This window comes from Blastopirellula sp. J2-11, from assembly GCF_024584705.1.
Lineage (GTDB): Bacteria > Planctomycetota > Planctomycetia > Pirellulales > Pirellulaceae > Blastopirellula.
The window spans coordinates 3,853,568-3,879,102 of record NZ_CP097384.1; the positions used below are offsets into that span (position 1 = coordinate 3,853,568).

The following is a 25,535-nucleotide window of genomic DNA, read 5'->3' on the forward strand; positions in this document are numbered from 1 at the left end:
GCCAACAAGACAACATAAATTCAACAACACGGGCCCACATGATCGCCTCCGGGTTATTTTGACAATGCGTTAGGCGAAACCGAACCCGAAATCGTCCCTATCATTTCGAGCGCGACCTCATCTGCGGCCTTCTCAGGAAAACCCCATAATGCTCGCCAAACGATTTTTCGACTTTTCGTCTTTTTCCAAACTAGTGCGAGATACTTCAGCGAAACGTAGACTTCGTCGTACGCCATCACAACGAGCACCAGAGAAATAACAGCCGTAATCAGGCACAGAAAACACCAATTCCCCACAATTGTCGCTTGACAGATCACCAAGATCCCGCTGACCAGACCCAGCGGAATCACATCGATCCCGAACAAGATCACCAGCCAAGGGCGATACTGCCAACGCCGCGTTGACCCGGCCAATCCAAAGATGGCGTCGCCCAAATAGGCGATCGCACCAAGAATTGCATCGGGGACGCCTATCCAAAGGTGCATTTTTTTCGCGACGTCCGAGTCGAGCACGCGTTGACTTTGATCGCCAAATGCGGGATCCCACACGCCGTCAATCAGTCTCCACTGGTACAGCCCCATGTGGGTCGCCAATAAAAACGCGATAAACGCCAAGACGCAGATCGGCAATCGCTGCGACCACGCGGACGGATTGTACGAATAGGGGCTGACCCGAACCTCCAGATCGGCCGATTCAGCCGGGTAACCTTTGAGTGAACCTGTCATCGTGCGTCCCCTCCTTCCACTTTCGTTCAAGTCGAGGGCAAATGCTCGACCGGTAGGTGATTGATTTCATAAAACTTCTGGGGATCGCGGTGGAGCAGTTCGATCATCTGCGGCAGCGTTTCACGTAGAGAATGCTGCGGTTTCCAGCCCAGCAGAGTTTCGGCCCGACGAATATTGATCGGGTAATTTTGATCGGCCAAATCGATCATCCACGGTTTGATGAAGGGAGCGTTGTCGCCGGTCGCCCACTGACCTTTCACCCAAGCTCCCGCTTTAGCGACCATTTTGGGAATCCGAATCGCGGGCCACTGCTGACCGTGCAACAGCTCGCCAATCTGATCCTGCAGTTCGGCGTAGCTCATTACTTCTTCTTCGCCGATCAACAGATGTTCTAGCGGCGGCAATTCGGCACGCTGTTCAATCGCACAGCGGATCGACGCAACCGTGTCCTCGAGATGGACAAAAGATTGACCATGATCTTTATCACCAGGAAAGAAATAGCTCTCCAACTGCTTCTCATAGATGCGGCTGATCTGTTGCGTAATCGGCGGTGAGTGCCCTTGTTCGTCATAAGCCCCAGCCAAACGAAGAATGAGGGCGGGAATTTTTCCTCGCTCTTGCTCGATGACCTGTTCCGTTTTCAACTTCGATTGGGGGTAAGCCCATTCCGCTTCCACCGACGATTGATTGGTCAACGATTGACCGCTCTCTGACGATTTCATAACCAGCAGCGTGCTGGTAAAGATAAATTGCTCGACCTCGAATGACTGCAAATGGCGCAAAACGCTTCGCGTACCTTCGACGGTCAAATCGTCGTAAAGCGAGCTCGGCTCGCCTGAGAAGTCGTAATACGCCGCGAGATGGACAACGCTCGCGAGTTGATTTCCCCAACGATCACGAACTTCCTGCAACGTCTTTTGCACACTTTCATCATCGGTCAGGTCGCATTGTCGCCAGTCGATATCGGCTCGATCGCTGCGGGGTAGATCGATATCGAGCCCGATCACCTGATAGGAGTCCGCCAGATTAAGGATCACACGGCTGCCGATTAAACCTGCGCCGCCGGTCACAAGAACCACCGGGCGTTCCCTTTTTTTAGTCTCGTCCCTACTCATGTTCCTTTCCCTTTCGGTGCGAATAACGAACAATTCTGGTAAGTCGAACTCCGTCTTGTGAATTAAAACACGCAAGTCGGGCGCCGAAGTGGGCCAAGCCATGCATTTCTCCGCACATTCCAGTTCGAGCAATGGGTACCTAGCAAGAGAAGGAACCGTTATGAGAAAAGTCGAAGCAACGCCAGATTTGCACCAAGCCTTAGAACAATTTGAAAATGTACTCGAGACGCCTGTCGTTCCTGGCGAATTGCCCGAATGGTGTCAATCGGCGATGACCTGTTGCGTCTCCGTTCATCAGTTGCTGTTGCGCAAACTGGACGATCATGTCAGCATCTATCTGCAAATCGAACAAGAAGATCCTTCGTTGGAATCGCATGTGCAGACGATGCGGGAAGAAGACGACACGCTAAAGAGTGAATCAGAGCACTTTGTGGATGAGTTCACCCGTGCTGCCGCAACGGCGGAAGTCGCCGAACCTAACGAAAACCTGGTCCAACAATTGGCAGGCGAGATCGCCGACCGCGCCATTCAATTTATCATCGCCGTCCGCAAACAAGAGCGAGCCGTCGCCACGTGGTACGTGGAATCACTCGAACGCGATCGCGGGAACAAGGACTAACCAACGGCGTTGCGGATCACTCGCCGACATTAGCACTGGTAATAGAGTTGCTGCGCTCTGATAGAGAGCCTTGGCTCACTCCGCAACTTGCAGCACAATTTTTCCAACCGCGTGTCCATCTTCGCTCTTTCGATGGGCGTCGGCAGCCTGCTCAAGCGAGAAAACTTCGTCGATAATCGTGCGTAGTTTGCCCTGCTCGGCAAGACCATAAATCGCTTGCAGGTCTTTCTTACGAGCCGACGCCCAAATAATTCCGCAGCGTCGCCGCTGAAATTTAGAAATCACGGTAAACGCCGCCGTCTCGGCCGAAGGGAGCGTGGTTGCAAAGCGCCCATTGCGGTCGAGCACGCGACAGCAATCGCGATACGACGCTTTTCCAACGGCGTCAAAGATCACATCGAACTTACGATTCGCCTGTGTGAAGTCGACTTGATGATAGTTAATGACGTCATCGGCGCCCAACTCACGCATCAGCGATTCGTTTCGCCCGCTGCAAACGGCGGTGACCGTCGCATGATGGATCTTGGCGATTTGAGTTGCAAAGACACCGACTCCGCCAGAGGCTCCGTTCACGAGCACATTGTCTCCGGGCCGCAGCGAGCAGATGTCAAACAGCGCTTGCCAAGCGGTTGACGCCGCCAAAGGAAACGACGCCGCTTCGATCGGAGAAAGATTCGCTGGTTTCCGTACGACGCACTCCGCATCGACAGAAACAAATTCAGCGTAGCCCCCGCCGGGCGCATGATTGGCGTAAGCGCAAACTTCTTCTCCCACTGTCCACTGGGTCGCCAGATTGCTGCCGACCGATTCTATTTCGCCGGCGACATCAAAACCCAGAACTGCAGGAAACTTGAGCGGTAGTATCCAGCGCAGTTCGCCATACCGAATCTTCCAATCGATTGGATTAACGCTCGCCGCTTTGACCCGAATCAACAATTGATCGGGGGCCACTTCTGGACGGGGCAAATCCATCACTTGGAGTCGCGTTGCAGGTCCGTACGATTGAATCGCGATGCTCTTCACGGGATTGCGTTCTGTGAAAGGTTCATCCTGGGAAGACGCCGCTTTGGCTTCGGCCAAGCGAATCGCTGCAAACTACCCAGCGATCAAACGGGCCAAGTGGATAACCCCAGCATAGCTGCGACGCCGATTGACTTCGACCGAACCATGACGAAGCGTTTGATCCAGGACGCGAATACGGCGCTCGCCGTCGATTTTGCGTTTGATTTTTTCGGCGCCGCTCCAGTTCATTCGAATCGCTTCGCAGCGTGCCTGAATTTCTTCCCGCGTCAATTTTGGCATTTCATCGCATAACGAATTAAGCATGGGTTCGCTCCTTCATGGGAAATGGAATTGCTTGACCTCGAAGTTCGTCGTTCAATTTCAAGCTGTGCTCACCTTAAGCAAGCGTCGTGCCAGGACAGGCCGATTTTGACTCATCCCCCGTCACTGGCAGACTTGGCAAGCTACGGGGTTCAAGCAACCCGCAAACTGTTTGTGGGGCATCCACAACGGTTGAGTCGCGTGCAACAATAAACTCTGCCGGTATGCCCTTTGCTTCTTAACCGGCAACTGTTTTCTATTTCCCCCCATTTGCACGGAGGATTCTTCGCATGAAGATGGCTCAATCACTGAATCAAGCTGCTCGATGGATTGTTGTTGTCGCCGCGACCATTGCGTTGGTCGTCGCCTTCTCACTTCCCAGCGCTGGTTTCTTCTCTGCTTCCAGCAGCGAATCAGTCGTCGCTTTCGGTCGTCATCGCTGCGGCGGCGCTCGACGCGTTCATCGCCACCGCGGATATCGCTCTTGCGGTTCGACCGGTTGCAGCACTTCGTATTCCCCCTGTAGCACCGGCGGCTGTAATGTCGGCGGCGGGTGCACCGTCGGCGGCGGTTGCAACTAACTGCCGGATGAGCGCGGGTCGCGCAACATGATCGTCGTGCGACCACGCTTGCCGTGAATGAATGAATGAAGGGGGAACAGGCATCTGCTTGTTCTCCCTTTTTTTTCTTCGCCTTCCAACTTGTCGGAGGTTGATTCCGCAAAAGCGAATCGCTGTAATAAGCGGATGAACGTCGAAAAAATGGAAAGCTTGGACGATCCGCGGCTCGCTCCGTATCGTGGGTTGTCGAATTCGAGAAAATATCGCACGTCCGGCCTGTTAATCGCCGAAAGTCGCTTCCTGGTCGAGCGTCTGTTGTCCAGCACGCTCGCAGTCGAATCAATTCTGGTCGACGACCTTTCTAAAACGCCGGATCTGCCGGCGGGTCGTGAAGCGACGCCGATCTATTGCCTGCCGCGTGACCAACTGCAGGAATTGGTCGGCTTTAATTTCCATCGCGGCGTCATGGCCTGCGGGCGCCGCCCGGTCTTGTCCGATCTGCAGCAAATCGCATGGCCTGACTCCGAACGTCTCACGCTCATCATTGCCGCCCAAGTAGTTGATCCCGAAAATCTCGGCAGCTTGATTCGCGCCAGCAGCGCCTTTGGCGCCGACGCCCTTTTGATAGATGATCGCTGCGGCGATCCTTATTCACGTCGAGCGCTGCGCGTATCGACGGGTCACGCCTTCAAAATACCGATCGTCGAAACGTCGAACTTACTCGACCAATTGAACGTCGCCAGGTCGCTCGACTTTCAGTTGATCGCGACCGTTCTGGACGAATCAGCGACTCCCTTAAAAAAAGAGACGGTGCGACATCGTCGCACCGCCTTGCTGTTTGGCAACGAGGGCTTCGGTCTCGAAGCCGATCTAGTCGCGATGGCGGATCGCCGCGTGACGATCCCTATGAGCCGCGGCAGCGATTCGCTCAACGTTTCGATGGCTGCCGGCGTGTTTCTCTATCACTACGGTTACATGCTGTAAGGCTACTCGCGCGGAAGTTGCTCGAGATAAAAAACCCCTTGCTTGTTGGACGTGACGACATCCAGCAAACCGTCGCCGTTCATGTCGGCCACTTCAAACTGCGTGCCGACGCCGCTGTTGTCGTCAAAGATGTGTGCAGTCCAAACCGCTTTGCCATCTTTGCGTGACAGTTCGTACCAGCACATGATCGCCGGATCGTTGCCCCCGGGATCGCGACCGCCATGGGCCCAATGCCGTTTGCCGGTGACATAATCTGGCAAACCGTCGCCGTTCATATCGACCAGGTGCGACGAGTGGGTCTGCGAAAAGGACTTGTCGATGATGTGCCGCTGAAAACCTTCCGGCGTTTGCTCGTACCACCAGACGCCATATTCATGGGCGCTGCTGCTGATCACGTCATTGTCGCCGTCACCATCAAAATCGTAGACATACATGTGCCCGCATTTTTCACCGAAATTGGCCGGGTGAAACTTCCACGGCGTCTGGCTCCGATCTTCCGGCGCTTCCCACCAGCCTTCGGTGACCAGGATGTCGTTACGACCATCGTTGTTAATGTCGCCGGCGCCGATGCCATGCGAATAACGATCGGTTCCCGGCGCGTTCTCTTCGGATACGGCGGTGATTATCCACGGCGCCGTCGGATCTTCCGCCGGAGCGGCGTAGCCGACTTTCTTGCCTGGCTCAAACGAGAAGACCAACTCACGCTTGCCGTCGCCGGTCACATCGCGCATGTCGGGGCTTTCGTTATTGGTCACCGGGACCATTTCATGACGCGGCCACGGACCATCTCCTTTGCCGGGATTCTCAAACCACCAGGTCTGCTTGCCTGGAAAGTCGACGACCAGCACGTCAGTCCAGCCGTCGTGGTTGACGTCTTGAGCAAAGTTGCAAAACGAGTCACTGTAGTTTTTCGGATCGTACTCGTCCGCTTTGGCGCGAATCAGGTGCATTTCCCAATCAGGCGCGGCGTACCAGACGCTGCCGGCGGCGATGTCCATTTTGCCATCGCGATTGAAATCGCCGACGGCGACCCCTTCGCTGCGGAACTTGGTTTCGATTTGATGTTTCTTAAACTTCAGTTCATCCTCGCCGCGTACAACAAGCGGCAAGACAAACAACAACAGCGAACAAGCGGTCAGAGATCGACAGAGCATCATGCGGGACCTTTCAGTCGAAAGTCACGGTAGGAGGCGAGAGAAGCGACGCGGAAACTCCGCGTGCGAGGCGCATCTATTTTGCGCTGGATTATTTCAGATTTCTAGAACCGCGTGACCACGCCAGCCAAGATTCGGCGAACTCCCGTCGGAGAATTAACCAGTAAAGCGCCAGAATCGTCGATACCGCCGCAAATCCCGACGATCGTTTGTTCTCCGGACTGAATTTCGACTTTACGTCCCAACAGCAAACAACGGCTCCGCCACGCATCGGCCAGGGGAATCAGACGGTCTGCACACAACGCGAAGTTCGCCTGCATGCGCTGCAAAATCGCCAGCAGCACGTCGGGCAAAAAGAATTCGTGGTGACTCATTTCGACCAGCGAAATCGCCCGATCTTGTACTTCCTGCGGCGCCGCGGCGAGCGAATTGTTCACGTTGACGCCGATCCCCAAATGCAACATCGGCCGCGGCGAATCGGTTCGTTCCAGCAAGATGCCGCAGAGTTTGCGACCACGACAATAGATGTCATTCGGCCATTTGACGAAGATGGATTCATCGGGAACCAACGTCTCCAGCGCCTCGGCCACGGCGACCGCCGTCATCAGCGACGCCTGCGGCCAGCGCTGCAGCGGAATCGGCAGCGACGCTTGATCAAAGACCGCGGTGAAGGTCAACGCACCGTCGGTCGCATGCCAGGCGTTATCGCCGCGACCTCGGCCGGCAGTCTGACGTTGGGCGACGATGACATAGGGCAAGGTCGCCGCGATCACTTCGGCACGTTCTTTGGTATAGCGACTGGTCGAAGGAAGTTCGGCCAGCGCTTCCACCGCAGCGGCGCCGACGCTGCGAGCAATTTCGTCCAGCGCCGCTTGGGGAAACGGATCCATCGCTACGCCAATTTCACCAACAAGTCGCCGGCCTGCACCTGGCTGCCTGGTTTGACCAACACTTGCTCGACAGTGCCTTCGACTTCGCTGTAGATGGTCGATTCCATCTTCATCGCTTCCAACGAGAGCAGCTTTTGCCCTTTGGCGACTTTATCGCCAACTTCGACAGCGACCATCACCACCATGCCTGGCATCGCGGCCCCCACTTGCTTGGCGTCGTCCGCATCGGCCTGAATCCGCTTCGGCACGTCCGATTCCAAGCTGTGATCGATGACTTCGACTTCGCGCGGTTGACCATTCAGTTCAAAGAACGCGACGCGGGTTCCGTCGACATGCGGTTCGCCCACCGTCAAAAATTTGACGATCAACGTTTTGCCAACTTCAATGTCGACCGCCGCCTCTTCGCCTGACTGCTGCCCGTAAAAGAAGACCGGCGTCGGCAACGTGCTGACGTCGCCATACTTTTTGACATGCTTGGTGAAATCTTCGTAGACCTTGGGATAAAGCAGGTACGAGACGACTTCACGGCGGTGCGGCTCGCGGCCCAGCATCTTTTTGACGCTCGCGGTCGCGGCGGCAAAGTCGGCCGGCGTAAACTCGGCGCCGGGACGATCGGTCATGATCGGCTCGTCGCGCATGATGCGGGACTGCACCTCCGGGGGAAAACCGCCTGGCGGCTGTCCCATGCGACCGCCGATCAAATCTTTGACCGAAGCCGGGAAAGCCAATTCTCGCTGAGGATCCAGCACGTCGGCCGTGGTCAGATTGTTGGCGACCAAAAACAACGCCATGTCGCCAACCGCTTTCGAGGTGGGCGTCACTTTGACGATGTCGCCAAACAACTGGTTCACGTCGGCGTAGATCCGGCAGATGTCGGCCCATTGATCGGCCAGACCGAGCGCACGGGCTTGCTGGAACAGGTTGGTGTACTGACCGCCTGGCATCTCGTGACGGTACAAGTCGGCGTTGGCCGGCAGCACGATCGCTTCAAACGGCGTGTAGAACTCACGCACGGCTCGCCAGTATTCGGCGATGCCATCGAGCGCGTCGGTATCCAAGTCGCCGTCGCGGTCGGTATTGCGGAGCGCCTCGACCATCGTATTCAAGTTGGGCTGAGAAGTGCCGCCGGACCAGGGGGCCATCGCGGCGTCAGCGATGTCGAGCCCAACTTCCGACGCTTTCAAAATCGCCCCCGCCTGAGTGCCGGCGGTGTCATGCGTATGGAAGTGAATCGGCAGGCCGACCTCTTGCTTGAGCGTCTTGACCAACTTTTCGGCCGCGTACGGCTTGCAGAGCCCCGCCATATCTTTGATCGCCAAGATATGAGCGCCCATCTTCTCGAGCTGCTTGGCCAGATCAACGTAGTACTTCAGCGAGTACTTGTCCCGTTTGGGATCCGAGATGTCGCCGGTATAGCAAATCGACGCTTCGCAGATGGCGCCGGTCTTCTCGACCGCTTCCATCGCGATCTGCATGTTGGGCGCCCAGTTGAGCGCGTCAAAAACGCGGAAGACGTCGATGCCGGCCGCAGCCGCTTCTTCGACAAACGCCGTGACGACGTTGTCAGGATAATTGGTATAGCCGACGGCGTTCGAAGCTCGCAGCAACATCTGGAACAAGATGTTCGGAACCTTCTCCCGCATGTCGGTCAGACGCCGCCAGGGGTCTTCCTTCAGGAACCGCATGCTGGTGTCAAACGTCGCGCCTCCCCACATCTCCAAAGAAAACAGCTGCGGGCAGAGTCGCGAATAGGCCTCCGCGATGGTCACCAGATCATGCGTACGCACGCGAGTCGCCAACAACGACTGATGCGCGTCGCGGAACGTCGTGTCGGTATAGAGCAGCGGCTTTTGCTCTCGAATCCACTGTCCAAATTTGGCGGCGCCCAGCTCTTGGTATTTCTGCCGCATTCCAACCGGCGGATTTCCCTTCACGCTGTAAGTAGGCAGCGGCGCCGGATCGCGGCGCACAGCGACCGGGCGTCCTTTCACCAATTCGTTGCCGTTGACGGCGATTTCGCCCAGATAAGAGAGCAATTTGGTCGCCCGATCGCGGCGAATCGGGAAATTGAAGAGATCGGGCGTTTCGTCGATAAAACGGGTCGTGCAATCGCCGGCGAGGAACGTCTTGTTCGACATCAGTCGAATCAAAAACGGGATGTTCGTTTTGACGCCGCGGACCCGGAACTCTTGCAGAGCTCGCTCCATGCGCTTCACAGCGGCCAAAAACTGGCGCCCCCGAGCACTGACTTTCACCAGCATCGAATCGTAGTAAGGATGCACGACGGCGCCCGAGAAGGCGCTGCCGGCGTCCAGACGAATCCCCATGCCGCTGGCCGAACGATAATGGCTGACGCGGCCATAGTCGGGCAAAAAGTTATTGGCCGGATCTTCGGTCGTCACGCGACACTGCAGCGCAAAACCGACAGTTTGCACTTTGCTTTGATCGCCCAGATCAATATCGGGGTGACTCAGTTTTTCTCCCTGCGCGATCAAGATCTGCGTTTTGACGACGTCGACGCCGGTCACTTCTTCGGTGACGGTATGCTCGACCTGAATTCGCGGATTGACCTCGATAAAGAAGAATTGGTTCGATTTTTTGTCGACCAAAAATTCAACGGTGCCCGCGTTCTGATAGCCGACTTCTTTGCCGATTTTGATCGCCGCTTCGCAGAGCGCATCACGCACTTCCGGCAACAAATTGGGCGCCGGTGCGATCTCAACCACCTTCTGATGGCGGCGTTGGACCGAGCAATCACGCTCGAACAGGTGGACCAGATCGCCGTGGCGATCCCCCATCAGTTGCACTTCGATGTGCCGCGCTTGTTCGATGTATTTCTCGACAAAAATGTCGGGACTGCCAAACGCCGACTGCGATTCGCGCGTCGCCGAATCAAACGACGCGTCAAACTCGGCGGCTTCGCGGACGACGCGCATCCCGCGTCCGCCGCCCCCTTTGGCCGCTTTCAAAATGATCGGAAAGCCGAGCTTCTCGGCCAGCTTTCGCCCTTCGTCGGCGGTCGAAATCGCCTTGGGACTGCCGCTCAGCACGGGAACATTGGCCTGTTCAGCGATCGCTCGAGCGGCCGTCTTATCTCCCAGACGCTCTAGGCAATCGACGCTGGGCCCGACAAAAATGATCCCATTTTCCTCGCAAGCACGCGCCAAGTCCGGATTCTCCGACATGAAGCCGTAACCGGGATGCACGGCGTCGATTTTATGCTCGCGACAAAGTCGGATCACGCTGTCGATGTCGAGATAGGCGCGAACTGGTTCGCCCTGCGTCCCGACCTGGTACGCTTCGTCCGCTTTGAAGCGATGCAGCGCAAAGCGGTCTTCGTACGAGTACATCGCGACGGTGCGAATGCCTAACTCGTGGGCGCTGCGGAAGATACGAATGGCGATTTCGCTACGATTCGCCACCAACAGTTTTTTAATGCTCTTCATGATGCAAAATACTGGTGCGCAAGGCTGGGTAAGAACGCGTTGACGCGCAGCGCTCGGCCGCGTTAGAAACGGCCGCAGTATAGCAAAAGTTACGGTAGCCCGGCAGCTATGCCCCGCGATTGAGCGGCACGGCCGGAACCGGCTCGACCATCGGCGGCTGATTTAGCAGCGGCTCGATCGAATCTTGCGGCATTTCCAGCATTCCCGGCTCGCCGATTTGCTTGCGGCAATTCGGGCAATTGTCGACCGGCAGCGCTTCGGTCGGCGGCGGCATAAACGGCAAATGCCACAGACGGGGCAAATGATCGATTTGACCGGGTACGTAAACTTCGCCGGTACTGACGGCATATTGCGAAGAATTGATCTTTGCCTCTGACCAATGACTGCCGGGAGCGTGATAACCGTTGGACCATCCCTCGCCAAACCAGCGGCCAAATCTTGGCCACCCAGCTTCCGCCGAACTTGCAGCCAAAGCGAACAGCGAAAACGCTAATAACAGCGCAGTCAGGCGGGGAAGAACCATCGCGAAAGACTCCATTACGAATCGCGCAGCGAGAAACAGGCTTCGTGCTAGCTATTGTTATCGCCGCGATCGAACGGTGAAAACCAACGATTTGCTGGCATCGCCGCGGAAATGCACTGCCGCCGTTCCGGGCAGGACGATCTTGCCGGTTCTAGGGAGAAACGCGCAGAGCGTAGCCCGAGACGTGCGTGTTGAAATTGCGCTATTTCGAATCCATCGAACACTAGCCCGCCAGCGCCAGCGAGGGAATACGGCTCGCCACTTCAATCCGTGTTAGGATCGCCAACTCTATTCCCTCGCTGGCGCTGGCGGGCTAGTGTGACGATTTGCGGTTGGTTCTGGCCGTAATAACGTCCTTCATTCGTGTTCGATCGTTCGTGAATTGCAAATAGCGCAACTTCAAAAAACGCGAGTCGCGGGAATGTGGTTGAATCTTTCCACTATCGCGCTAACTCGGCGAGCGGGCCGATCGCCAGCGTGTTGCTCTTCGACAGCGGATACTTCGCCAGAACGGCATGGACATCGTCCAGCGTTACGCTTTTGTAGGCGGCGACCGATTCGGCGACGGTGTGGTATTTGCCGCGTTGGATCCAACCGTTACCAACCGAGAACAATCGGCTCGAAGGACGCTCGCTGCGCAAGACCGTACTCGAGCAAACCTTGTTTTTGGCTTGATCCAGTTCCGCCAGGGTCACGCCGCTTTTCTCAAGCTTGGCGATCTCTTCGGTCAGGATCGCCAGGTTGCTAGCCGCTTCCTCTGGACTGCAGCAGAGATAGTTCATGAAAACGCCGGCCGACTGAAACTCGTATGGATCGGACGAAGCGAATTCGGCCAAGCCAGGATCGACCAGCGCCCAAAAGAGTCGACTGCCGGTGTCATCGCCAAAGATCGTCGTCAGCAATCGCGCGGCGAATCGATCAGCGTCTTCTGACGCCGGACAATCGGCTAACTGAATCAAGTATTCTTGGGCGGCCGTTTCTTTGTGAATCACCTCAAAGCCGGGCATGCCTGCCGGTCGCGACAGATCGCGCGACGTTTCGGAGCGTTCCCAATCGCCGCAATGCCGTTTCGCTTGCTCGACTAGCGCGTCAAAGTCAACGCGTCCTGATGCGGCCAACACCATGTTGTGAGGACTATAACGGCGATTGAAATAATCCATCATCCGATCGGCCGACAGCGCGCCAACGGTCTCGGCCGTGCCGAGCACGCTATTTCCCAGGGGATGCTTGCCGAAGAACGACGCCATGATTCGCTCGTGACCGCCAAACGGAGGCTGGTCGTCGTACTTCATGATCTCTTCCAAGATCACCTGCTTCTCCGTTTCGAAATCGGAAACGCGCAGCGAAGGACGCATGATGTCGGCCAGCAGGTCGACCACTTGCTCTTGCAGCTCGGGCAGCACGACAGCGTAGTAAACGGTCTGCTCTTCGCTGGTGTAGGCGTTGGCCTGCGAGCCCATTTCGTCCAGTTCGCGATTGACGTCGGCCGCCGAACGACGCGGCGTTCCCTTGAACACCATGTGCTCTAGAAAATGGCTTACGCCGGCAATTTCCGCCGTTTCATCCCGCGATCCTGTTTTGACAAAGAAGGCGGAAGCGAGCGAGTAAGCGTTGGGGTTAATCTCAGCAACGATCTGCAGACCGTTGTCGAGAACTTCATGGCGAAACTGCAACGGGAATCTCCAATTTTTCAGCGCCGACCGTGGTGAAACGGAAATCGTGCGGCGGGTTGTCTTGCAAATAGCGGTTGATCGAATCGCAGCTCAAGCCGTCCAGAATCGACGTCAATTCGTCCAGCGTGCGAACGCGCCCCAGATGGCGCCAGTCGCTGGCCAACGAGGACGCACGGGATGAACTCGATTCTTGCTGCATCACCAGCGAGCTTTTGATGCGAGCCTTCAGCCGCGTCAGTTCGCTTTCTTCGATGCCTTCGCGAATGCGAACCAGTTCGCCCATCAATACGTCCAGCGTCTCTTGCGCACGCTCGGTGCTCGTACCGGCGTAACACAAGACGCTGGCCCGATCCAGCAGCGTATTGATCGACGCGAAAACGGTATAGCAGAGCCCGCGATTTTCGCGAACTTCGGTAAATAGTCGCGAACTCATCCCGTCGCTCAGCACGCCGACCGCAGCGCGAGCAAGGAAATAATCGGGATGGTTATAAGGTACGCATTCGTAGCCTACCCCGATATGCGTCTGGTTCGAATCAAACGGGAGATGGCGATAGATTCCTTCGGCCGGCGTTTCCACAATCGGCGCTTCGGCGGCCATCTTCCAATCGCTAAACAATCGCAGCACGTCCGCGCGCGTTTGATCCCAGTCAATATTGCCGGCGATCGCCAGAATCGTGCCGTTGGGACGATAGTTTGCGGCGAAGTGGGCCTTGGCGATTTCGGACGTCAACGCTTCGACCGAAGCGACATCGCCATACGACGCGCGGCCCCAAGGATCGGCGTAAACTTGCTTGCGCAGTTGCAGCATCGCCTGTTGAGAGAGATCGTCTTCCAGCGCTCGCAGCTCTTGCAGGCACACTAGTTGGGCTTCGTCGAATTCGTCTTCCGGCAAATGGGGCCGTTGCACGACATCGGCGTAAATCGCTAACGTGCGGCCGAGATTCTCGGCCAGCACCGCGCCTCCAAAGCTGGTATGCGAAGTCGAAACGCCGGCGCCCCGCGAGACGCCGAGATTGTCCAGGTCTTCGATAAACTGGCGGCTGTCTCGATTTCCGCAGCCGCGCTGCGTCCAGTCGCACAACAGATTGCTGACGCCAACTTGCGTTTTGGAATCACTGGCGCTGCCGGACGGGGTGAGCAAAGCAAACGCGGCCGATTCGAGCCACGGCATTTGCTCCACCACCAGCGTCATGCCGTTGGCCAGGGTTTCGTGACGGATAGTGGACGAATCGCTAGGAGACATACGCATTCCACGGGACAGGGAAAACAAGCCCCATATTAGAGACAGAACCTGGTTAAGTGACAACCTGAGTGGATGAGGGATTCCACGTCGAAACCAAGCGTTTGAGGAAATGTCGAATGACTAAATCCTAATGTCTAATGACATTTTTTCTCCACGAGACATTAGGATTTAGACATTCGGCTTTTCGCCGAATAGCCGCAGCGTGAAGCAAACCGGCGTCAAGAACAGGCGGCCTCGACCGCTTTATAAACGGTGCGAGAAATCCGGAAACCCAGTCGTTCGTACAGACGTATCGCCCCTTCGTTTTGGGCGGTGACTTCCAAGAAGGCATGCTGCAGACCGTAGTCGTAAAAACCTTGCAGCGCCTTGAGCAGCAAGCGTCCGCCCAACCCGCTGCCGCGATGCTCGGGAACGACTCCCAGATTTTGGATCGAACCGTGCCCAGATCGGTCGGCGACCCCTTGGACCGTCCCAACCGGCAGCATCATTCCGGTCGTTTCCTCTTTGTATTCGGCCAACCAGGTCGCACCGGGGATGAACCCTTCGCGGTGTGAGATCTCGGTCATCAACCGCCGACAGCCTTCGGCGTCTCCTAGACAAGGAAAGACGTTTGCGTCGATTTCCCAGCGAAAACTCTCAAATTTGCTCGCCGCGTGGGCGTCGATCAGCTCAGGCCGCCAGGAAACGAAACGATAGGCTGGGGGAAGCAAGATCGGCTGGGCGGGAACCTCCGCCAGATCGATCTCCATGCGGTAACGTTTGAAGTAAGTCAGTGTCACCGGGTCTACCACGTCCGTCGTAACGTAGCGTCGAATTTGAGGATTCATCTCGGTCGTCGTCCATCGAAGCGTTCTTGCAATTTATCGCGGTCGCTCCCTTGGGTCAATTTTCGACCCCGCTAGCACTCTCGGGCGAGACTACCTCTCTGGCTGACGTTTGGACCGATTTTGCCGCTGAATTGCTCCAGAAATCCTCCACAAAAGGAATTGACGCCGCTACGGGGCGACTCCTATACTTTTTGATGAGCCAAAAAATTTTTTGCGTGAGTCGAAAAATGCGAGCTTTTTCTACCTCTACAGCGATCCTACTAGCATTAACCTCGTCTTCAATCGCTTTAGCGGATGATCCGAAGCCGCTGATTGTATGCTCCACGACCCAGGTCGCTGATTTTGCCCGACAGGTGGTCGGGGATCAGATGGAAGTTCGGTCGATCCTCGCCGCCGGCCAAGACCCGCACGTCTATGAGATTAAACCCAACGACGCCGCTCTGGTTTCGCGTTCGGCTCTCTGTTTTGACAACGGCTGGCATCTGGAAGGCGCCGACTGGATGCGCAAACTGGCCGAAAACGCCAACAAACCGATCACGAGTTGCGCGAACGGCGCCACGCCGCTGGAGATCAATAACGGCACAGCGCACGATCCGCATGCCTGGTTCTCGCCGGCCAACGCCGCCGTTTATGTGCGTAACATTCGTGATGCGGTCAGCCAATATGATCCGGCGCATCGCGACCAATATCACGCTCGGGCTCAACTCTATTTGGATGAGTTGCGTACGCTAGATGGTTGGGTTCGAAAGCAGATGAATGCAATACCAGTTGAAAAACGAATCTTGGTCACCAGTCACGATGCGTTCAACTATTTCTGTCGCGAATACCATTTCACCGCGGCGACGCCGGTTGGCTGGTCGACTGGATCGGAAGTGGGCGGAGGAGTGACGCCTGAGCGACGACGGGAAACGGTCGAGTCGATTCGCAGCTTCGGAGTCCGCTCAATCTTTGTCGAAACGTCGGTCAGCCCGGTGATGATTCGCCAAATCGCCGATGAGGCAGGCGTCGTCGTCGGCGGCACGCTCTATTCCGATTCAATGGGACCTCCCGGTTCGGCCGGCGAAACCTACATCGGCATGATGCGCGAAAACGTGTTGACGATTGCGGCAGGGTTAAAATAATCGGTCATGCGTATTCTCTTTGCGATCACCGCCGCGGCTCTGGCGCTCTTGTTGGTGAAAGTTTATCTCACCGTCGATGAGCATCGCGCCGCCGCTGCGCCCCAAGCCGAAGTTTTGGAAAACGCCGCCGGCGAATTTCGCCTAGAGCTGGAACTTTCGTTTGACGCGGGTCCCGATCGTTTTTCGGCCGACCTCAACAATTCCAACGCCGTCAGCGTTCGCTTTGCCGGCAAGGCGCTTTATGCAACCGACCAACCGATCGCCGCCGGTGAAAACATCGAAATTGCCGACATCGACAACATCGTCGTCGGGCGAAACGAATTTCTGATCGAAGCGACTCCACAAAACCCTGGCCCCCCGCTCTTCGCGAAGGTCGCGATCTATTCAAGCCAACAACACGAGCCGATCGCCGAACGTTTTCTATGGGCGCCGGCCGGAGCTGCGATCCTGTCTGGCGTCGCTAATTTCTCCACCACGGCCGACCATCCGGCCGACGGAGGGACTCCATGATCGCCCGACCGACACGTTCTGGAGTTCCGGCCGTTCAGGTCGACCACCTGACAGTGAGCTATGGCCCGACGCCGGCGCTGCTCGATATTTCGTTTCAGATCGAAGCGGGACAGTTAGTCGGAGTGATCGGTCCCAATGGCTCTGGCAAGTCGACACTGATCAAAGCGATTCTCGGCTTTATGAAACCCGACTTGGGCGAGGTTCGCTTGTTTGGCGCGCCGACCGAAAAAGCCCGGCGGCGCGTCGCCTATGTTCCGCAGCGCGGCGCGGTCGACTGGGATTTCCCGGTCACTGTCGAGCAGGTCGTCATGATGGGACGCTATGGACAAATCCCCTTTTGGGCCTGGGGACCGTCGCACGAAGATCGTCAGCATGTCGACGACGCGTTGGTAACCGTTCGCATGGAAAAATTCCGCCGCCGACAGATCGGGCAACTCTCAGGCGGACAACAGCAGCGGGTCTTTATGGCGCGAGCGCTCGCCCAAGGCGCCGATATTCTGCTGCTCGACGAACCATTCGCCGGCGTCGACGCCGCGACTGAACGCGCGTTACTGGAAGTGCTGGACAGCACCAAGCAGGCAGGACGAACGCTGATCGTCGTTCATCACGATCTCGCGACCGCCGCCGAATATTTTGATTCGCTGCTGTTGATTAAGCAGCGTCTGTTCGCATTCGGCTCGCCGCAGCAAGTCTTGCAGCCAGAGTTGTTGTCTGAAGTCTACGAAGGATCGCTGAAAGCGTTTGAGCATTTGCGCGACGTCTCGACAGGAGGTGGAAAATGAACTTCCTCTATGACGTGTTTGTCGAACCGCTCGCTTCCGGCGGATATCTGTTTCGCGCGATGTTCGCCGGCTCACTCGTCGCAATCGCTTCGTCGATGATCGGCTGCTTTATCGTACTGCGTCGCATGGCCTTTTTGGGGGACGCGATCTCCCACTCGATGCTGGCCGGCGTCGTCGGCGGCTATTTGCTAATGAAATTGATCGCCGGAGAGGAAGCCCATTTTGGGGCGATGATCATTGGCGCGTTGTTGGCCGGCTTTGTGACGGTGCTGTTGATCGGCTTTGTCTCACGCGCTTCGCGCATCAAAGACGATACGGCGATCGGCATTATGTACACCGGCATTTTCGCCTTTGGCGGCGCGATGGCGAGCGTCTTCTCCAGCGAGATCCATGTCGACTTGATGCACATGGTGATGGGGGACGTCTTGGTTGTCGACGCCGAGCGACTTTGGATGATGGGCGCCGTCACCGCAATCATCCTGTTTGTCGTGATCTTGTTCTATCGCCAACTGCAATTAACCAGTTTCGATCCGATTATGGCCGCGTCGGTTGGCGTTTCGGCGCCGCTGGTCGGATACTTATTGACCGCCTGCACGTCGCTGGTCGTCGTGTCGGCCGTTTCCATCGTCGGCATCATTCAAGTGGTCGGGCTCCTGATTACGCCGGCTGCCGCCGCTTATTTGCTCTGCAATCGCTTGTCGAGCATGCTGGTCCTCTCGGCGGCGCTCGGCGTCAGCAGCGTAGTGCTGGGCGTTTACGCTTCAGCCTGGCTCAATATCGGCGCCGGCTCGTCGATCGTGATGGCAGGCACCCTGCAATTTATGGTGATCTTGATTCTCGCGCCGCACAACGGTCTGTTAGCCGGCACGCTGCGGCGCTGGAACCAGGTTCCTCAACATGTCGTCGAAGACGTCCTTGGTTGCTTGCGGCGCGACGAGACGCACGCGACGCGATTAGAAACCATTCGAGCCCATGTGCAAGCGACGCCGGCTACGTTACGTCGCGTGCTGCAGCGAATGGTGGCGATGTCGCTGCTGGACCAGACGCCGCAAGGTTTTATTCTGACCGAGTTCGGAAATCATGAAGCGCGACGTTTGATGCGCGCGCATCGGATTTGGGAAACCTATCTGCAGCGGGTTGGCATGCCGGAAGATTCGCTGCACGATCGCGCTCACCTGTTGGAGCACCTGAACGACGAGGCGACCGTCGACTATCTGGATGATCGACTGGGACATCCGACTCGCGATCCGCACGGGCAAGAGATTCCTGAAGACTTTATCGACCTAATCCCCGGCGCAGAAGTCAAAGCGAGTCTATTGCGTGACGGGCGCCGCGGCGTCATTACGGCGATCGCCGGCAGTCACAAACATGACCAAGTCGCGATCGGCGATGTGATCATCGCTGGCCCGCGTGAAATGGAGGACACCATTTGGACCTTCCGTTTGCCCAGCGGGGTAGAGTTGCATCTTGATCATGATTCGGCCGATCAACTAACCGTGCGGCTAGCTGATCCAAACAGCGAACGACAAGAGAATTAGCCTTTTTTCTTTTTTGATCCCAAGCCAAATAAGACCCGATTCATCGCTTGGTTCTTGTCCCCTTTGCTGATCTGTCGCTGGATGAAACCGGCGGCACGTTCGGCGGCGACAAGATAGTCGCGCACCGCCGGTTGATGATAGGCGACGGCAAATTGGATCGGCCGCAATCCATTCGAGTTATTGATTTGGATGTCGGCGCCTGCTTTGACCAGCACTTTGGCGACATCCAGAAACCCCTTGCGAGCCGCCCAGTGCAAAGCTCCGCAGCCGTCTGGATCGCGTGCTTGCAGATTCGCCCCTTGGGCGATCAGCATCGCCGCCGCTTCGGCATGTCCTTCGCGTGCGGCGTAGATGAGTGGAGTCTGCTCGGTTCGGGTCGCGCGAATCTCCAGCTTTGCGCCCCCTGCCAACAATTCTTTCAGCGCGTGCAGCTTGCCATGCAAACTTGCGACGTGTAGCGGCGTGTGGCCATCCCGGGGATTCTGGATGTCCAGGTCGGCCTGTTGATCGGCGAATTCGCGAATCACTTCGCCGTCATTCCGCCGCGCAGCAAACAAAACGCCCAGTTGCATACGCTCTGCAACGCTACGATCTGGAATAAAGAAACTGCGCCGACATTTCAGACACAGCACCTCATGGCCGCGCGCTTCGTTCGGCACGACGCCCAACGTCTCGCAAAGCGGACAATGATAGTTCATGAAGCAGTCCCCAACCGCTGCAAAACTCTTGCGGCCGATTCCGACCACAGGCCCTTGCCAAATGGTTATATCGCAGAGACTTCTGAATCCTGCACAAATTCTGCAACAGCGCCCTCAGAAGTGAGAGACTTCACGGGCGCTTCATCGAACGTTCATTTCAGTCGCTTCGCAGCGTTACGCACAAAGCGACGCTTATGATTTCATCAATCGCCGCAGCGTCGCCAGATTTCGCGTGTCGAAGGTCTCCCCTTCCTCTTCTCCCTTGGGAGTCTCCAGATACATCGGCATCTGCTCAAATCGCGCATCATTCACCAACAAGCGAAACGGTTCGATTCCCAGACAACCTTCGCCGATGTGCTCATGCCGATCGACTCGCGAACCAAGCGGCTTTTTACTGTCGTTCAGATGAATCGCTTTTAACTTGTCGAGCCCGATGAGCGATTCAAATTGCTTCCAGGTCGTTTCGTACTCTTTCTCGGTTCCAATGGGATAACCGGCGGCAAAGATATGACAAGTATCAAGACAGACGCCGACCCGATCTTTCTTCTTCACGCCATCCAGCATCGCGCCAAGATGCTCGAACGTGTGCCCCAAGCAACTCCCCTGCCCTGCCGTTGTTTCTAACAAACAGATTGAATCCAGATCCATGGTCGCCTCGATCACTTCATCCAGCGCTTTCACCACTGCGGCGATTCCTTCCGCTTCGCTGCTGTCAACAAACGCGCCGGGATGGACCACGACATACGGAATCCCCAACTGATCGGCTCGCTGCAGTTCGACTATCATCGCATCCCGCGACTTTTCCCACAGTTCTGGCTTGGGCGATCCCATGTTGATCAAGTACGACGCATGCGAAAGCGGATGCTTCACTCCTTTTTCGGCCAGCGCATCCTTGAACAGCTTTACGTCTTTCTCGATGATTTCCTTGGCGCGCCACTGGTTGTTATTCTTGGTGAACAACTGAACGCACTCCATTGACTCTTCCGCGGCGGCATTAACGGCTTTGTAATAGCCGCCGGCAATCGACATGTGAGCTCCGAAGATTGGCACAGCACTAATTTCCCAAAGAGTAATACGAGAGACGACAATAAGTCGACGATTTTAGACGTGATTGCGCTAAAATCCGAGAGGACTCATCGGGGGAGAATCCCCAAGGCCTCTTAAATCGTCAGCTGATGAAACAAAATCATCAGCACCATCCCCAGGATCGCCGTCGCCCATGTGATTGCGCCAAACATCCCCAAGAAGTAACCGATCTGCGTGATCAGCACCGAGCGTGTGTCGAGTCTTCCCTCGCGATGCGCCTCTAAATCAGACGCCCCCATCCCCCAGGCCAGCACGCCGAAGACCGGACAACCAACCCAACCCAAAACGCCAAACAGGACGATCATGATCCCCCGTTCCGACAATCGCGATGCCGACGCCGCGTTGGCCAACGGTTTGGGCTCTATCTTAAAGGGATTGCCGCTGCTGACCGTCGGCGGCAATTTGAGCACTGGAAAAATCGTCGCCGCCGATTGCCAAGGCCCATTCAAAGTAAGTCGCACGTCGCATTGATCATCAACGCGCCCCTGACAGATCCATTCTTCCAACTGATCCAGCGGCATTGGTCCATAGATGCGTCCCTCTGGTATGCGGAGCGATGCGATCGACTCGACAGGCGCCGTAATCGTTGGCGAATCAGGGTGAAATTGATGCCCGCACCCCGCGCAGCGAATCGAACCGCCCGGCGCAGCATCTAATTCCAATACAGCCTGGCAGCTGGGACATTGCAAAGTGAAAGTCATGAAGAGCCGTCAGCGAGAAGATTTTTTATGAAGTGGACGATATGGCAGGACTTACGCCCATAATCTTCGACCTTGTTAGTCGGTTTTCCGCCAAACAGTTGATTTTCGTCGCTGCGTGTCAGTAAAATCAAGTGCCTACTGAATTCCTCGGACTCACCAGCAAGGTGAGCGCCTCTATGGACGCAACCTCCCAATATATCGCGATCGGACTTGCGCTGGTTGCCATCGCCACCATCGCTATCGGGCTTTGGCTGCGCGCTCGCGGCGGACGCCAAAACCCTCGCGTCGACTTCACGGCCGCCCGCAAGCAGTTCTCACTGCAACGAGAATTGCTCGAAGCGAAGTTTGAGACGATCGCCAGCCACTCGGGCCGCCCGCGCGGTTTGGCCTGGAAACAGTGCGATTTCCAATCCGAAGTCCAATTTGCCCGTGACCCGGCCAACTCGCAACTCCGCGCTTTTGTCGCGGTCACCATTAGTTTTGAAGCGATCGAAGGAGGCGGCATGGAAGAAGTCGCCGCCGTCTCCAACCTACGTGCCGCAACCGCACTTTTCTCGTACGTCGACGGCGCCTGGATGACCGACGGGCGCACGATCTTCAATCTGAACCCGCAACAAGCGATCGAACACTACCGCCACACGCCCGAAGTCGCCCCGGCTCCAGTGCAGTAAAAGCGGCAATTCTCCCCCGGCGCCTCTAGCCGCCCAACATCCGGCGCAATTTGCCTTCTACCGGCACAAACCACCTATCAGCCAACACTTTACGCGCCGCCACTAGGGATTTCCGTCAGGCCCCAATCCAGGTAATATGAACCTTTGCGTCACGTTGCTCCTCCAGCGAGCAACAAGACTACACGGGCCAGTAGCTCAGTCGGTTAGAGCAGGGGACTCATAATCCCTTGGTCGCGGGTTCGAGTCCTGCCTGGCCTACTTTTTTTACGCAGCTTCGCCACATTTCGCTTCGCCTCGTTTTTCCGAGGCTTTTCGCTCCCTTGGGTCGTACTTAAGCGAATCGCGGCATGCACTGACTGCGCCGGATTCTGCGCCGCTTTTTGGGGACGGCGTAGCGCCTTCGTAAAGTGATCGTCGGTGACCTGCCAATAATGCTGCCGGGCTACCTTTACGCAATGCCCCATCCAGGCGGTCGCGACATGTTCCGGGTATTCGTCGGCCAATTCCGTTGCCCGGCTAGCTCGCATTTCCTGAAACAGCTTTTCCCAAGGTAGGACACTCGCCTTCTTGAGAATCGACGATGCCGAAAAGCAAGATAGCCTGATGATGACCAGTCCAGCCGCCAAAACTATCCAGATCTTTCTGCCGTCAGGCGAACCGCGCGGTGTGCGGATCGCTGAATTTACTAACCGTACGGTTCAGGTGATCGTTGTACCAAGATCGGACTTAGTAGAAGCAAAGCAGCGAGCCGAGTTGGATCATATTGCCGTCTATTTTCTATTTGGGGAATCAGAAGAATCCGCCAAACCAATCGTCTACATCGGCCAGACCGAAGACATACGAAAGCGGCTGAATAATCACAATTCAAAGAAGGATTTTTGGACGACTGCGGTCGTGGTTAGCTCCCGAACCCAGACGTTCACTCAGGCTCACATAAGATATTTAGAATGGTACTGCCTGCAGGCAGCGAAGGAGACGGGCCGTTTCGCAATCGCCAATGACGTTCAGCCAGGCATGCCGTTTGTGACGGAGCCCATGGAGGCCGATCTGCTGGATGTGTTCGAAACATTGAGCGTCTTGGTGTCGACCGTCGGATACCCTGTATTTGAACCATTCGTCAACAAGAGTACGAACTCGGAGACTTTCTTTATCAAATCGATTGATTGTGCTGCGGAAGGTGACTTTGTCGAAGATGGGTTTGTCGTCCTGGCCGGTGCGATAGCTCGTAAAGAGATCACTCCTTCCGGCGTCGACCTAATTGAGCCGGTTCGGAAGCTACTCATCGAAAGTGGCGTCCTTGTGGACCAGGGGACGAACCTAAAATTTACACAAGACTATCTATTCAACTCGCCCAGCCGAGCCGCAATCGTCGTACTTGGACGCCGAGCAAATGGTTGGACGGAATGGAAAAATTCGTCGGGGAGGACGCTTGATGAGGTCTATCGGATGAATGGCGATGACCAGACATCCGACTAAGACGCTCAATCGGGTGACGAATTTCAAAGCGGAAAACACCAAATCTTTCCTGTATGCCTGACGCGTCCAAAGCTTGTATTCCGGATCTCCATATCTTGATCCTTTCGCATGGTCACGCGCGACCAAGAGATTTTGGCAAGAACAAACTCGGCGATGGGGGTCGTTGGACTCCCTCCTGCGCAGAGCAGTCTGGTCGGGTCTGACTGATCCTCTGGCAACGCTTTTTTTCAAGCTCCTCTGATTTGGCTCGCAAAATGCATTGATTTGGTCGGGCGGTTTTTGCGACCAGTGGAGTGCTGATTCCATGAGCATTGCGACCTTTTCTCGGATTGCGGGCGCCGAAAATCTGAGCGGCGGCCCTTTGTTGGACGCCGACTTGGCCGACTTCTTGGACATCTTGCATCTGTTGATCCGCGAGCCGAGCGTCGTCGGCGCCGAGGATTCGTTCTTTCGGGTATTGCGGCGTGAGCTGGAGGAAGTGGGCGCCAGGGTTCAGTACTACCAAGGGGTTTTGGTTGCACAGGGACCGCGGCCTTATGACCTGATTCTGTCGGCGCATATCGACCGGCATGGGCTGCTTTGTACGGGTCCGAATGAGTTTCAATATGCGGCGTTTATCGCCAGCAATCGTTGCGATTTGACCGGCGACTCTGTCTCGGAACAGATGATGTACAACATCGGCGATCGCTTCGCCGGGCAGCGCGTGCAGGCGCATTTGCCGTACGCCGGAACCTATTTAGGACAAGCGGCGATTACGCGGTCGTTTGTCTGCCCGCAACGACACAATTTGATCTTTGAACTAAACGGGCTCGAGTTTCTGCAGCCGGGAACGCCGATTTCGTTTTTGGATCGGCTCAAGATCGAGAATGGGTTTCTCTCGGCCCAGTTGGATAACGTGTTGTCTGTCGCGATGCTGGTCCACCTGTTCCGCAAAGGTTTTCGGGGAACGTGCCTATTTACGGCCCAGGAAGAAGCTGGCCGCAGTTGGCGCTACGCGCTGGAGTGGTTCAAACGGCAGCATTTGACAACGCAAAAGCTGATCGTGGTCGATACAAGTCCCTTCCCCTGCACGCCGACGGCGACGGCTCAGCAGCTTGTGCTGAGGCGGAAAGACGCCAGCGGAGAGTTCGCCGGGGGGATCACTGACGAACTCCAGAATCGCTGCGATGATCTGGGGATCACGACGATGTTCAAAGACGCCTACATCGAAGCGCAAAACGTCGACCGCTGCAAACCGCTCTCGCTCGGCAGGACCGAGCTGGGGAGATTGGCCTCGGCGACCTGCGGAGAAATTAACGGTACCACGCTGCAGATTCCGACCACCGGCTATCACACGGCGGAAGAAACCGCTTCGTTGGAATCGGTCGCAGCGGCGATTCGATTGTTGTCGACCTATTTGTAAAGTCGATTTCGTGTGACTCACCAAGAGCTGCGATTCCTCAGCAGCTCAACTCTCGGCCGAGCTGCAATCACTTGGCGTTCGCAGTGGAAGCAGGTTTTACCGCAAGCGGCGCGAGAGATCTGGGTGATCAGCTCTTCTGACATCCCCCCGATTCCAGCGACATCTCCTTGCTTTTTCTGCTAACCATTTCGTTAAACCATCAGCGTGACATAGCAAGTCTCTCCACGCTCTGCGGTCGCGATGCTCTCACAATGTGCTCACCAAAAGCATCGCTTACCGATTCGAAGATTCTGCGATATCGAAGACCTCTTTTGGCCGCGTCGCTTTGCAGCAGACCTCTGCAGACGTGATGAAGAAGGCATGCATGCCCCCCGCCCCCCCCCCACTTCACGGGATGACACAAAAAAACTCTCCTACATTGATATTTTTATACCCAAAGAATCATCGAGTCACTACAATGTCTTTCCC

At 56.3% G+C, this 25,535-nt stretch carries 24 protein-coding genes and 1 tRNA gene; 11 read left to right on the forward strand and 14 right to left on the reverse strand.

Translation table 11 applies throughout. The annotated features are described in order from the left end of the window. Positions 1-53: 53 nt before the first annotated feature. Together M4951_RS15300 and M4951_RS15305 are read right to left on the reverse strand one after the other, a co-directional pair. A complete protein-coding gene (locus tag M4951_RS15300; RefSeq protein WP_262022523.1) occupies positions 54-725 on the reverse strand; it encodes a vitamin K epoxide reductase family protein in 672 nt (223 codons plus the stop codon). 26 nt (positions 726-751) lie between these two features. Next, positions 752-1,804, reverse strand: a complete 1,053-nt coding sequence (locus tag M4951_RS15305) for an NAD-dependent epimerase/dehydratase family protein (protein ID WP_262022524.1) — start codon at positions 1,802-1,804, stop codon at positions 752-754. A gap of 196 nt (positions 1,805-2,000) precedes the next feature. Between M4951_RS15305 and M4951_RS15310 the strand changes: the two genes are divergently transcribed. Continuing rightward, complete coding sequence (locus tag M4951_RS15310; RefSeq protein ID WP_262022525.1) at positions 2,001-2,459, forward strand: hypothetical protein; 459 nt, start codon at positions 2,001-2,003, stop codon at positions 2,457-2,459. A gap of 75 nt (positions 2,460-2,534) precedes the next feature. On the opposite strand, the gene M4951_RS15315 is transcribed toward M4951_RS15310, so the two are convergent. Further along, positions 2,535-3,482 carry an NAD(P)-dependent alcohol dehydrogenase gene (locus M4951_RS15315; RefSeq protein ID WP_262022526.1) on the reverse strand — a complete coding sequence of 316 codons (948 nt, stop codon included), beginning with the start codon at positions 3,480-3,482 and terminating at the stop codon, positions 2,535-2,537. A 72-nt stretch (positions 3,483-3,554) separates the two neighbouring features. Next, on the reverse strand, positions 3,555-3,785 hold the full coding sequence (locus M4951_RS15320) for a hypothetical protein (RefSeq protein WP_262022527.1): 231 nt from the start codon (positions 3,783-3,785) through the stop codon (positions 3,555-3,557). Between the two features lie 287 nt (positions 3,786-4,072). Between M4951_RS15320 and M4951_RS15325 the strand changes: the two genes are divergently transcribed. Together M4951_RS15325 and M4951_RS15330 are read left to right on the forward strand one after the other, a co-directional pair. Next, a complete protein-coding gene (locus M4951_RS15325; RefSeq protein WP_262022528.1) occupies positions 4,073-4,363 on the forward strand; it encodes a hypothetical protein in 291 nt (96 codons plus the stop codon). A gap of 165 nt (positions 4,364-4,528) precedes the next feature. Continuing rightward, a complete protein-coding gene (locus tag M4951_RS15330; RefSeq protein ID WP_262022529.1) occupies positions 4,529-5,326 on the forward strand; it encodes a TrmH family RNA methyltransferase in 798 nt (265 codons plus the stop codon). 2 nt (positions 5,327-5,328) lie between these two features. Here M4951_RS15330 and M4951_RS15335 read toward each other — a convergent pair whose 3' ends face one another. From M4951_RS15335 to M4951_RS15365, 7 genes are all read right to left on the reverse strand, one after another. Beyond that, a complete protein-coding gene (locus M4951_RS15335; RefSeq protein ID WP_262022530.1) occupies positions 5,329-6,483 on the reverse strand; it encodes an FG-GAP repeat domain-containing protein in 1,155 nt (384 codons plus the stop codon). A 101-nt stretch (positions 6,484-6,584) separates the two neighbouring features. Beyond that, positions 6,585-7,370, reverse strand: coding sequence for a biotin--[acetyl-CoA-carboxylase] ligase (locus M4951_RS15340; RefSeq protein WP_262022531.1), 786 nt, complete (start codon positions 7,368-7,370; stop codon positions 6,585-6,587). A 2-nt stretch (positions 7,371-7,372) separates the two neighbouring features. Then, complete coding sequence (locus tag M4951_RS15345) at positions 7,373-10,816, reverse strand: pyruvate carboxylase (RefSeq protein WP_262022532.1); 3,444 nt, start codon at positions 10,814-10,816, stop codon at positions 7,373-7,375. A 106-nt stretch (positions 10,817-10,922) separates the two neighbouring features. Further along, the gene (locus tag M4951_RS15350; RefSeq protein WP_262022533.1) at positions 10,923-11,339 is read right to left on the reverse strand and encodes a hypothetical protein; all 417 of its coding nucleotides are present in this window, start codon (positions 11,337-11,339) and stop codon (positions 10,923-10,925) included. A 440-nt stretch (positions 11,340-11,779) separates the two neighbouring features. Further along, positions 11,780-13,012: a M16 family metallopeptidase gene (locus tag M4951_RS15355; protein ID WP_262022534.1), complete on the reverse strand. Its 1,233-nt coding sequence runs from the start codon at positions 13,010-13,012 to the stop codon at positions 11,780-11,782. Beyond that, positions 12,996-14,255, reverse strand: coding sequence for a M16 family metallopeptidase (locus M4951_RS15360; protein WP_262022535.1), 1,260 nt, complete (start codon positions 14,253-14,255; stop codon positions 12,996-12,998). The genes M4951_RS15355 and M4951_RS15360 overlap by 17 nt, the downstream gene beginning before the upstream one ends. A 218-nt stretch (positions 14,256-14,473) precedes the next feature. Next, a complete protein-coding gene (locus M4951_RS15365) occupies positions 14,474-15,082 on the reverse strand; it encodes a GNAT family N-acetyltransferase (RefSeq protein WP_262022536.1) in 609 nt (202 codons plus the stop codon). Positions 15,083-15,309: 227 nt separating this feature from the next. Between M4951_RS15365 and M4951_RS15370 the strand changes: the two genes are divergently transcribed. The 4 genes from M4951_RS15370 to M4951_RS15385 are packed head-to-tail and all read left to right on the forward strand — an operon-like array spanning position 15,310 to position 19,033. After that, positions 15,310-16,203, forward strand: a complete 894-nt coding sequence (locus M4951_RS15370; RefSeq protein WP_262022537.1) for a metal ABC transporter solute-binding protein, Zn/Mn family — start codon at positions 15,310-15,312, stop codon at positions 16,201-16,203. A gap of 6 nt (positions 16,204-16,209) precedes the next feature. Further along, entirely contained in the window at positions 16,210-16,713 is a 504-nt protein-coding gene (locus M4951_RS15375; RefSeq protein WP_262022538.1) for a hypothetical protein, read from the forward strand. Next, positions 16,710-17,495 (forward strand): metal ABC transporter ATP-binding protein, encoded by a 786-nt coding sequence (locus tag M4951_RS15380; protein ID WP_262022539.1) that lies wholly within the window; start codon positions 16,710-16,712, stop codon positions 17,493-17,495. The genes M4951_RS15375 and M4951_RS15380 overlap by 4 nt, the downstream gene beginning before the upstream one ends. After that, positions 17,492-19,033 carry an iron chelate uptake ABC transporter family permease subunit gene (locus tag M4951_RS15385; RefSeq protein WP_262022540.1) on the forward strand — a complete coding sequence of 514 codons (1,542 nt, stop codon included), beginning with the start codon at positions 17,492-17,494 and terminating at the stop codon, positions 19,031-19,033. Before M4951_RS15380 ends, M4951_RS15385 begins: the two co-directional genes overlap by 4 nt. Here the strand turns inward: M4951_RS15385 and M4951_RS15390 are convergent. The 3 genes from M4951_RS15390 to M4951_RS15400 form a co-directional block, all read right to left on the reverse strand. Beyond that, positions 19,030-19,731: an ankyrin repeat domain-containing protein gene (locus M4951_RS15390; protein ID WP_262022541.1), complete on the reverse strand. Its 702-nt coding sequence runs from the start codon at positions 19,729-19,731 to the stop codon at positions 19,030-19,032. The two genes, M4951_RS15385 and M4951_RS15390, sit on opposite strands and share 4 nt — an antisense overlap. A gap of 192 nt (positions 19,732-19,923) precedes the next feature. After that, positions 19,924-20,781 (reverse strand): deoxyribonuclease IV, encoded by an 858-nt coding sequence (locus M4951_RS15395; RefSeq protein ID WP_262022542.1) that lies wholly within the window; start codon positions 20,779-20,781, stop codon positions 19,924-19,926. A 110-nt stretch (positions 20,782-20,891) separates the two neighbouring features. Continuing rightward, a complete protein-coding gene (locus tag M4951_RS15400; protein WP_262022543.1) occupies positions 20,892-21,518 on the reverse strand; it encodes a zinc-ribbon domain-containing protein in 627 nt (208 codons plus the stop codon). A 176-nt stretch (positions 21,519-21,694) separates the two neighbouring features. Here M4951_RS15400 and M4951_RS15405 point away from each other — a divergent pair, with 176 nt between their 5' ends. The 4 genes from M4951_RS15405 (at position 21,695) to M4951_RS15420 (ending at position 25,067) form a co-directional block, all read left to right on the forward strand. Further along, positions 21,695-22,189, forward strand: coding sequence for a hypothetical protein (locus M4951_RS15405; RefSeq protein ID WP_262022544.1), 495 nt, complete (start codon positions 21,695-21,697; stop codon positions 22,187-22,189). Positions 22,190-22,373: 184 nt separating this feature from the next. Continuing rightward, positions 22,374-22,447, forward strand: a tRNA-Ile gene (locus M4951_RS15410). 309 nt (positions 22,448-22,756) lie between these two features. Next, positions 22,757-23,665 carry a GIY-YIG nuclease family protein gene (locus M4951_RS15415; protein ID WP_262022545.1) on the forward strand — a complete coding sequence of 303 codons (909 nt, stop codon included), beginning with the start codon at positions 22,757-22,759 and terminating at the stop codon, positions 23,663-23,665. 304 nt (positions 23,666-23,969) lie between these two features. After that, positions 23,970-25,067 (forward strand): peptidase M42, encoded by a 1,098-nt coding sequence (locus M4951_RS15420; protein ID WP_262022546.1) that lies wholly within the window; start codon positions 23,970-23,972, stop codon positions 25,065-25,067. Positions 25,068-25,535 lie beyond the last annotated feature (468 nt).

Excerpts from the sequence above, each read along its gene's own strand:
- M4951_RS15300 (WP_262022523.1), bottom strand. The coding sequence starts at position 725 with ATGACAGGTTCACTCAAAGGTTACCCGGCTGAATCGGCCGATCTGGAG.
- M4951_RS15310 (WP_262022525.1), top strand. The coding sequence starts at position 2,001 with ATGAGAAAAGTCGAAGCAACGCCAGATTTGCACCAAGCCTTAGAACAA.
- M4951_RS15320 (WP_262022527.1), bottom strand. The coding sequence starts at position 3,785 with ATGCTTAATTCGTTATGCGATGAAATGCCAAAATTGACGCGGGAAGAA.
- M4951_RS15325 (WP_262022528.1), top strand. The coding sequence starts at position 4,073 with ATGAAGATGGCTCAATCACTGAATCAAGCTGCTCGATGGATTGTTGTT.
- M4951_RS15330 (WP_262022529.1), top strand. The coding sequence starts at position 4,529 with ATGAACGTCGAAAAAATGGAAAGCTTGGACGATCCGCGGCTCGCTCCG.
- M4951_RS15335 (WP_262022530.1), bottom strand. The coding sequence starts at position 6,483 with ATGATGCTCTGTCGATCTCTGACCGCTTGTTCGCTGTTGTTGTTTGTC.
- M4951_RS15340 (WP_262022531.1), bottom strand. The coding sequence starts at position 7,370 with ATGGATCCGTTTCCCCAAGCGGCGCTGGACGAAATTGCTCGCAGCGTC.
- M4951_RS15345 (WP_262022532.1), bottom strand. The coding sequence starts at position 10,816 with ATGAAGAGCATTAAAAAACTGTTGGTGGCGAATCGTAGCGAAATCGCC.
- M4951_RS15350 (WP_262022533.1), bottom strand. The coding sequence starts at position 11,339 with ATGGTTCTTCCCCGCCTGACTGCGCTGTTATTAGCGTTTTCGCTGTTC.
- M4951_RS15360 (WP_262022535.1), bottom strand. The coding sequence starts at position 14,255 with ATGTCTCCTAGCGATTCGTCCACTATCCGTCACGAAACCCTGGCCAAC.
- M4951_RS15365 (WP_262022536.1), bottom strand. The coding sequence starts at position 15,082 with ATGAATCCTCAAATTCGACGCTACGTTACGACGGACGTGGTAGACCCG.
- M4951_RS15370 (WP_262022537.1), top strand. The coding sequence starts at position 15,310 with ATGCGAGCTTTTTCTACCTCTACAGCGATCCTACTAGCATTAACCTCG.
- M4951_RS15375 (WP_262022538.1), top strand. The coding sequence starts at position 16,210 with ATGCGTATTCTCTTTGCGATCACCGCCGCGGCTCTGGCGCTCTTGTTG.
- M4951_RS15380 (WP_262022539.1), top strand. The coding sequence starts at position 16,710 with ATGATCGCCCGACCGACACGTTCTGGAGTTCCGGCCGTTCAGGTCGAC.
- M4951_RS15385 (WP_262022540.1), top strand. The coding sequence starts at position 17,492 with ATGAACTTCCTCTATGACGTGTTTGTCGAACCGCTCGCTTCCGGCGGA.
- M4951_RS15390 (WP_262022541.1), bottom strand. The coding sequence starts at position 19,731 with ATGAACTATCATTGTCCGCTTTGCGAGACGTTGGGCGTCGTGCCGAAC.
- M4951_RS15400 (WP_262022543.1), bottom strand. The coding sequence starts at position 21,518 with ATGACTTTCACTTTGCAATGTCCCAGCTGCCAGGCTGTATTGGAATTA.
- M4951_RS15405 (WP_262022544.1), top strand. The coding sequence starts at position 21,695 with ATGGACGCAACCTCCCAATATATCGCGATCGGACTTGCGCTGGTTGCC.
- M4951_RS15420 (WP_262022546.1), top strand. The coding sequence starts at position 23,970 with ATGAGCATTGCGACCTTTTCTCGGATTGCGGGCGCCGAAAATCTGAGC.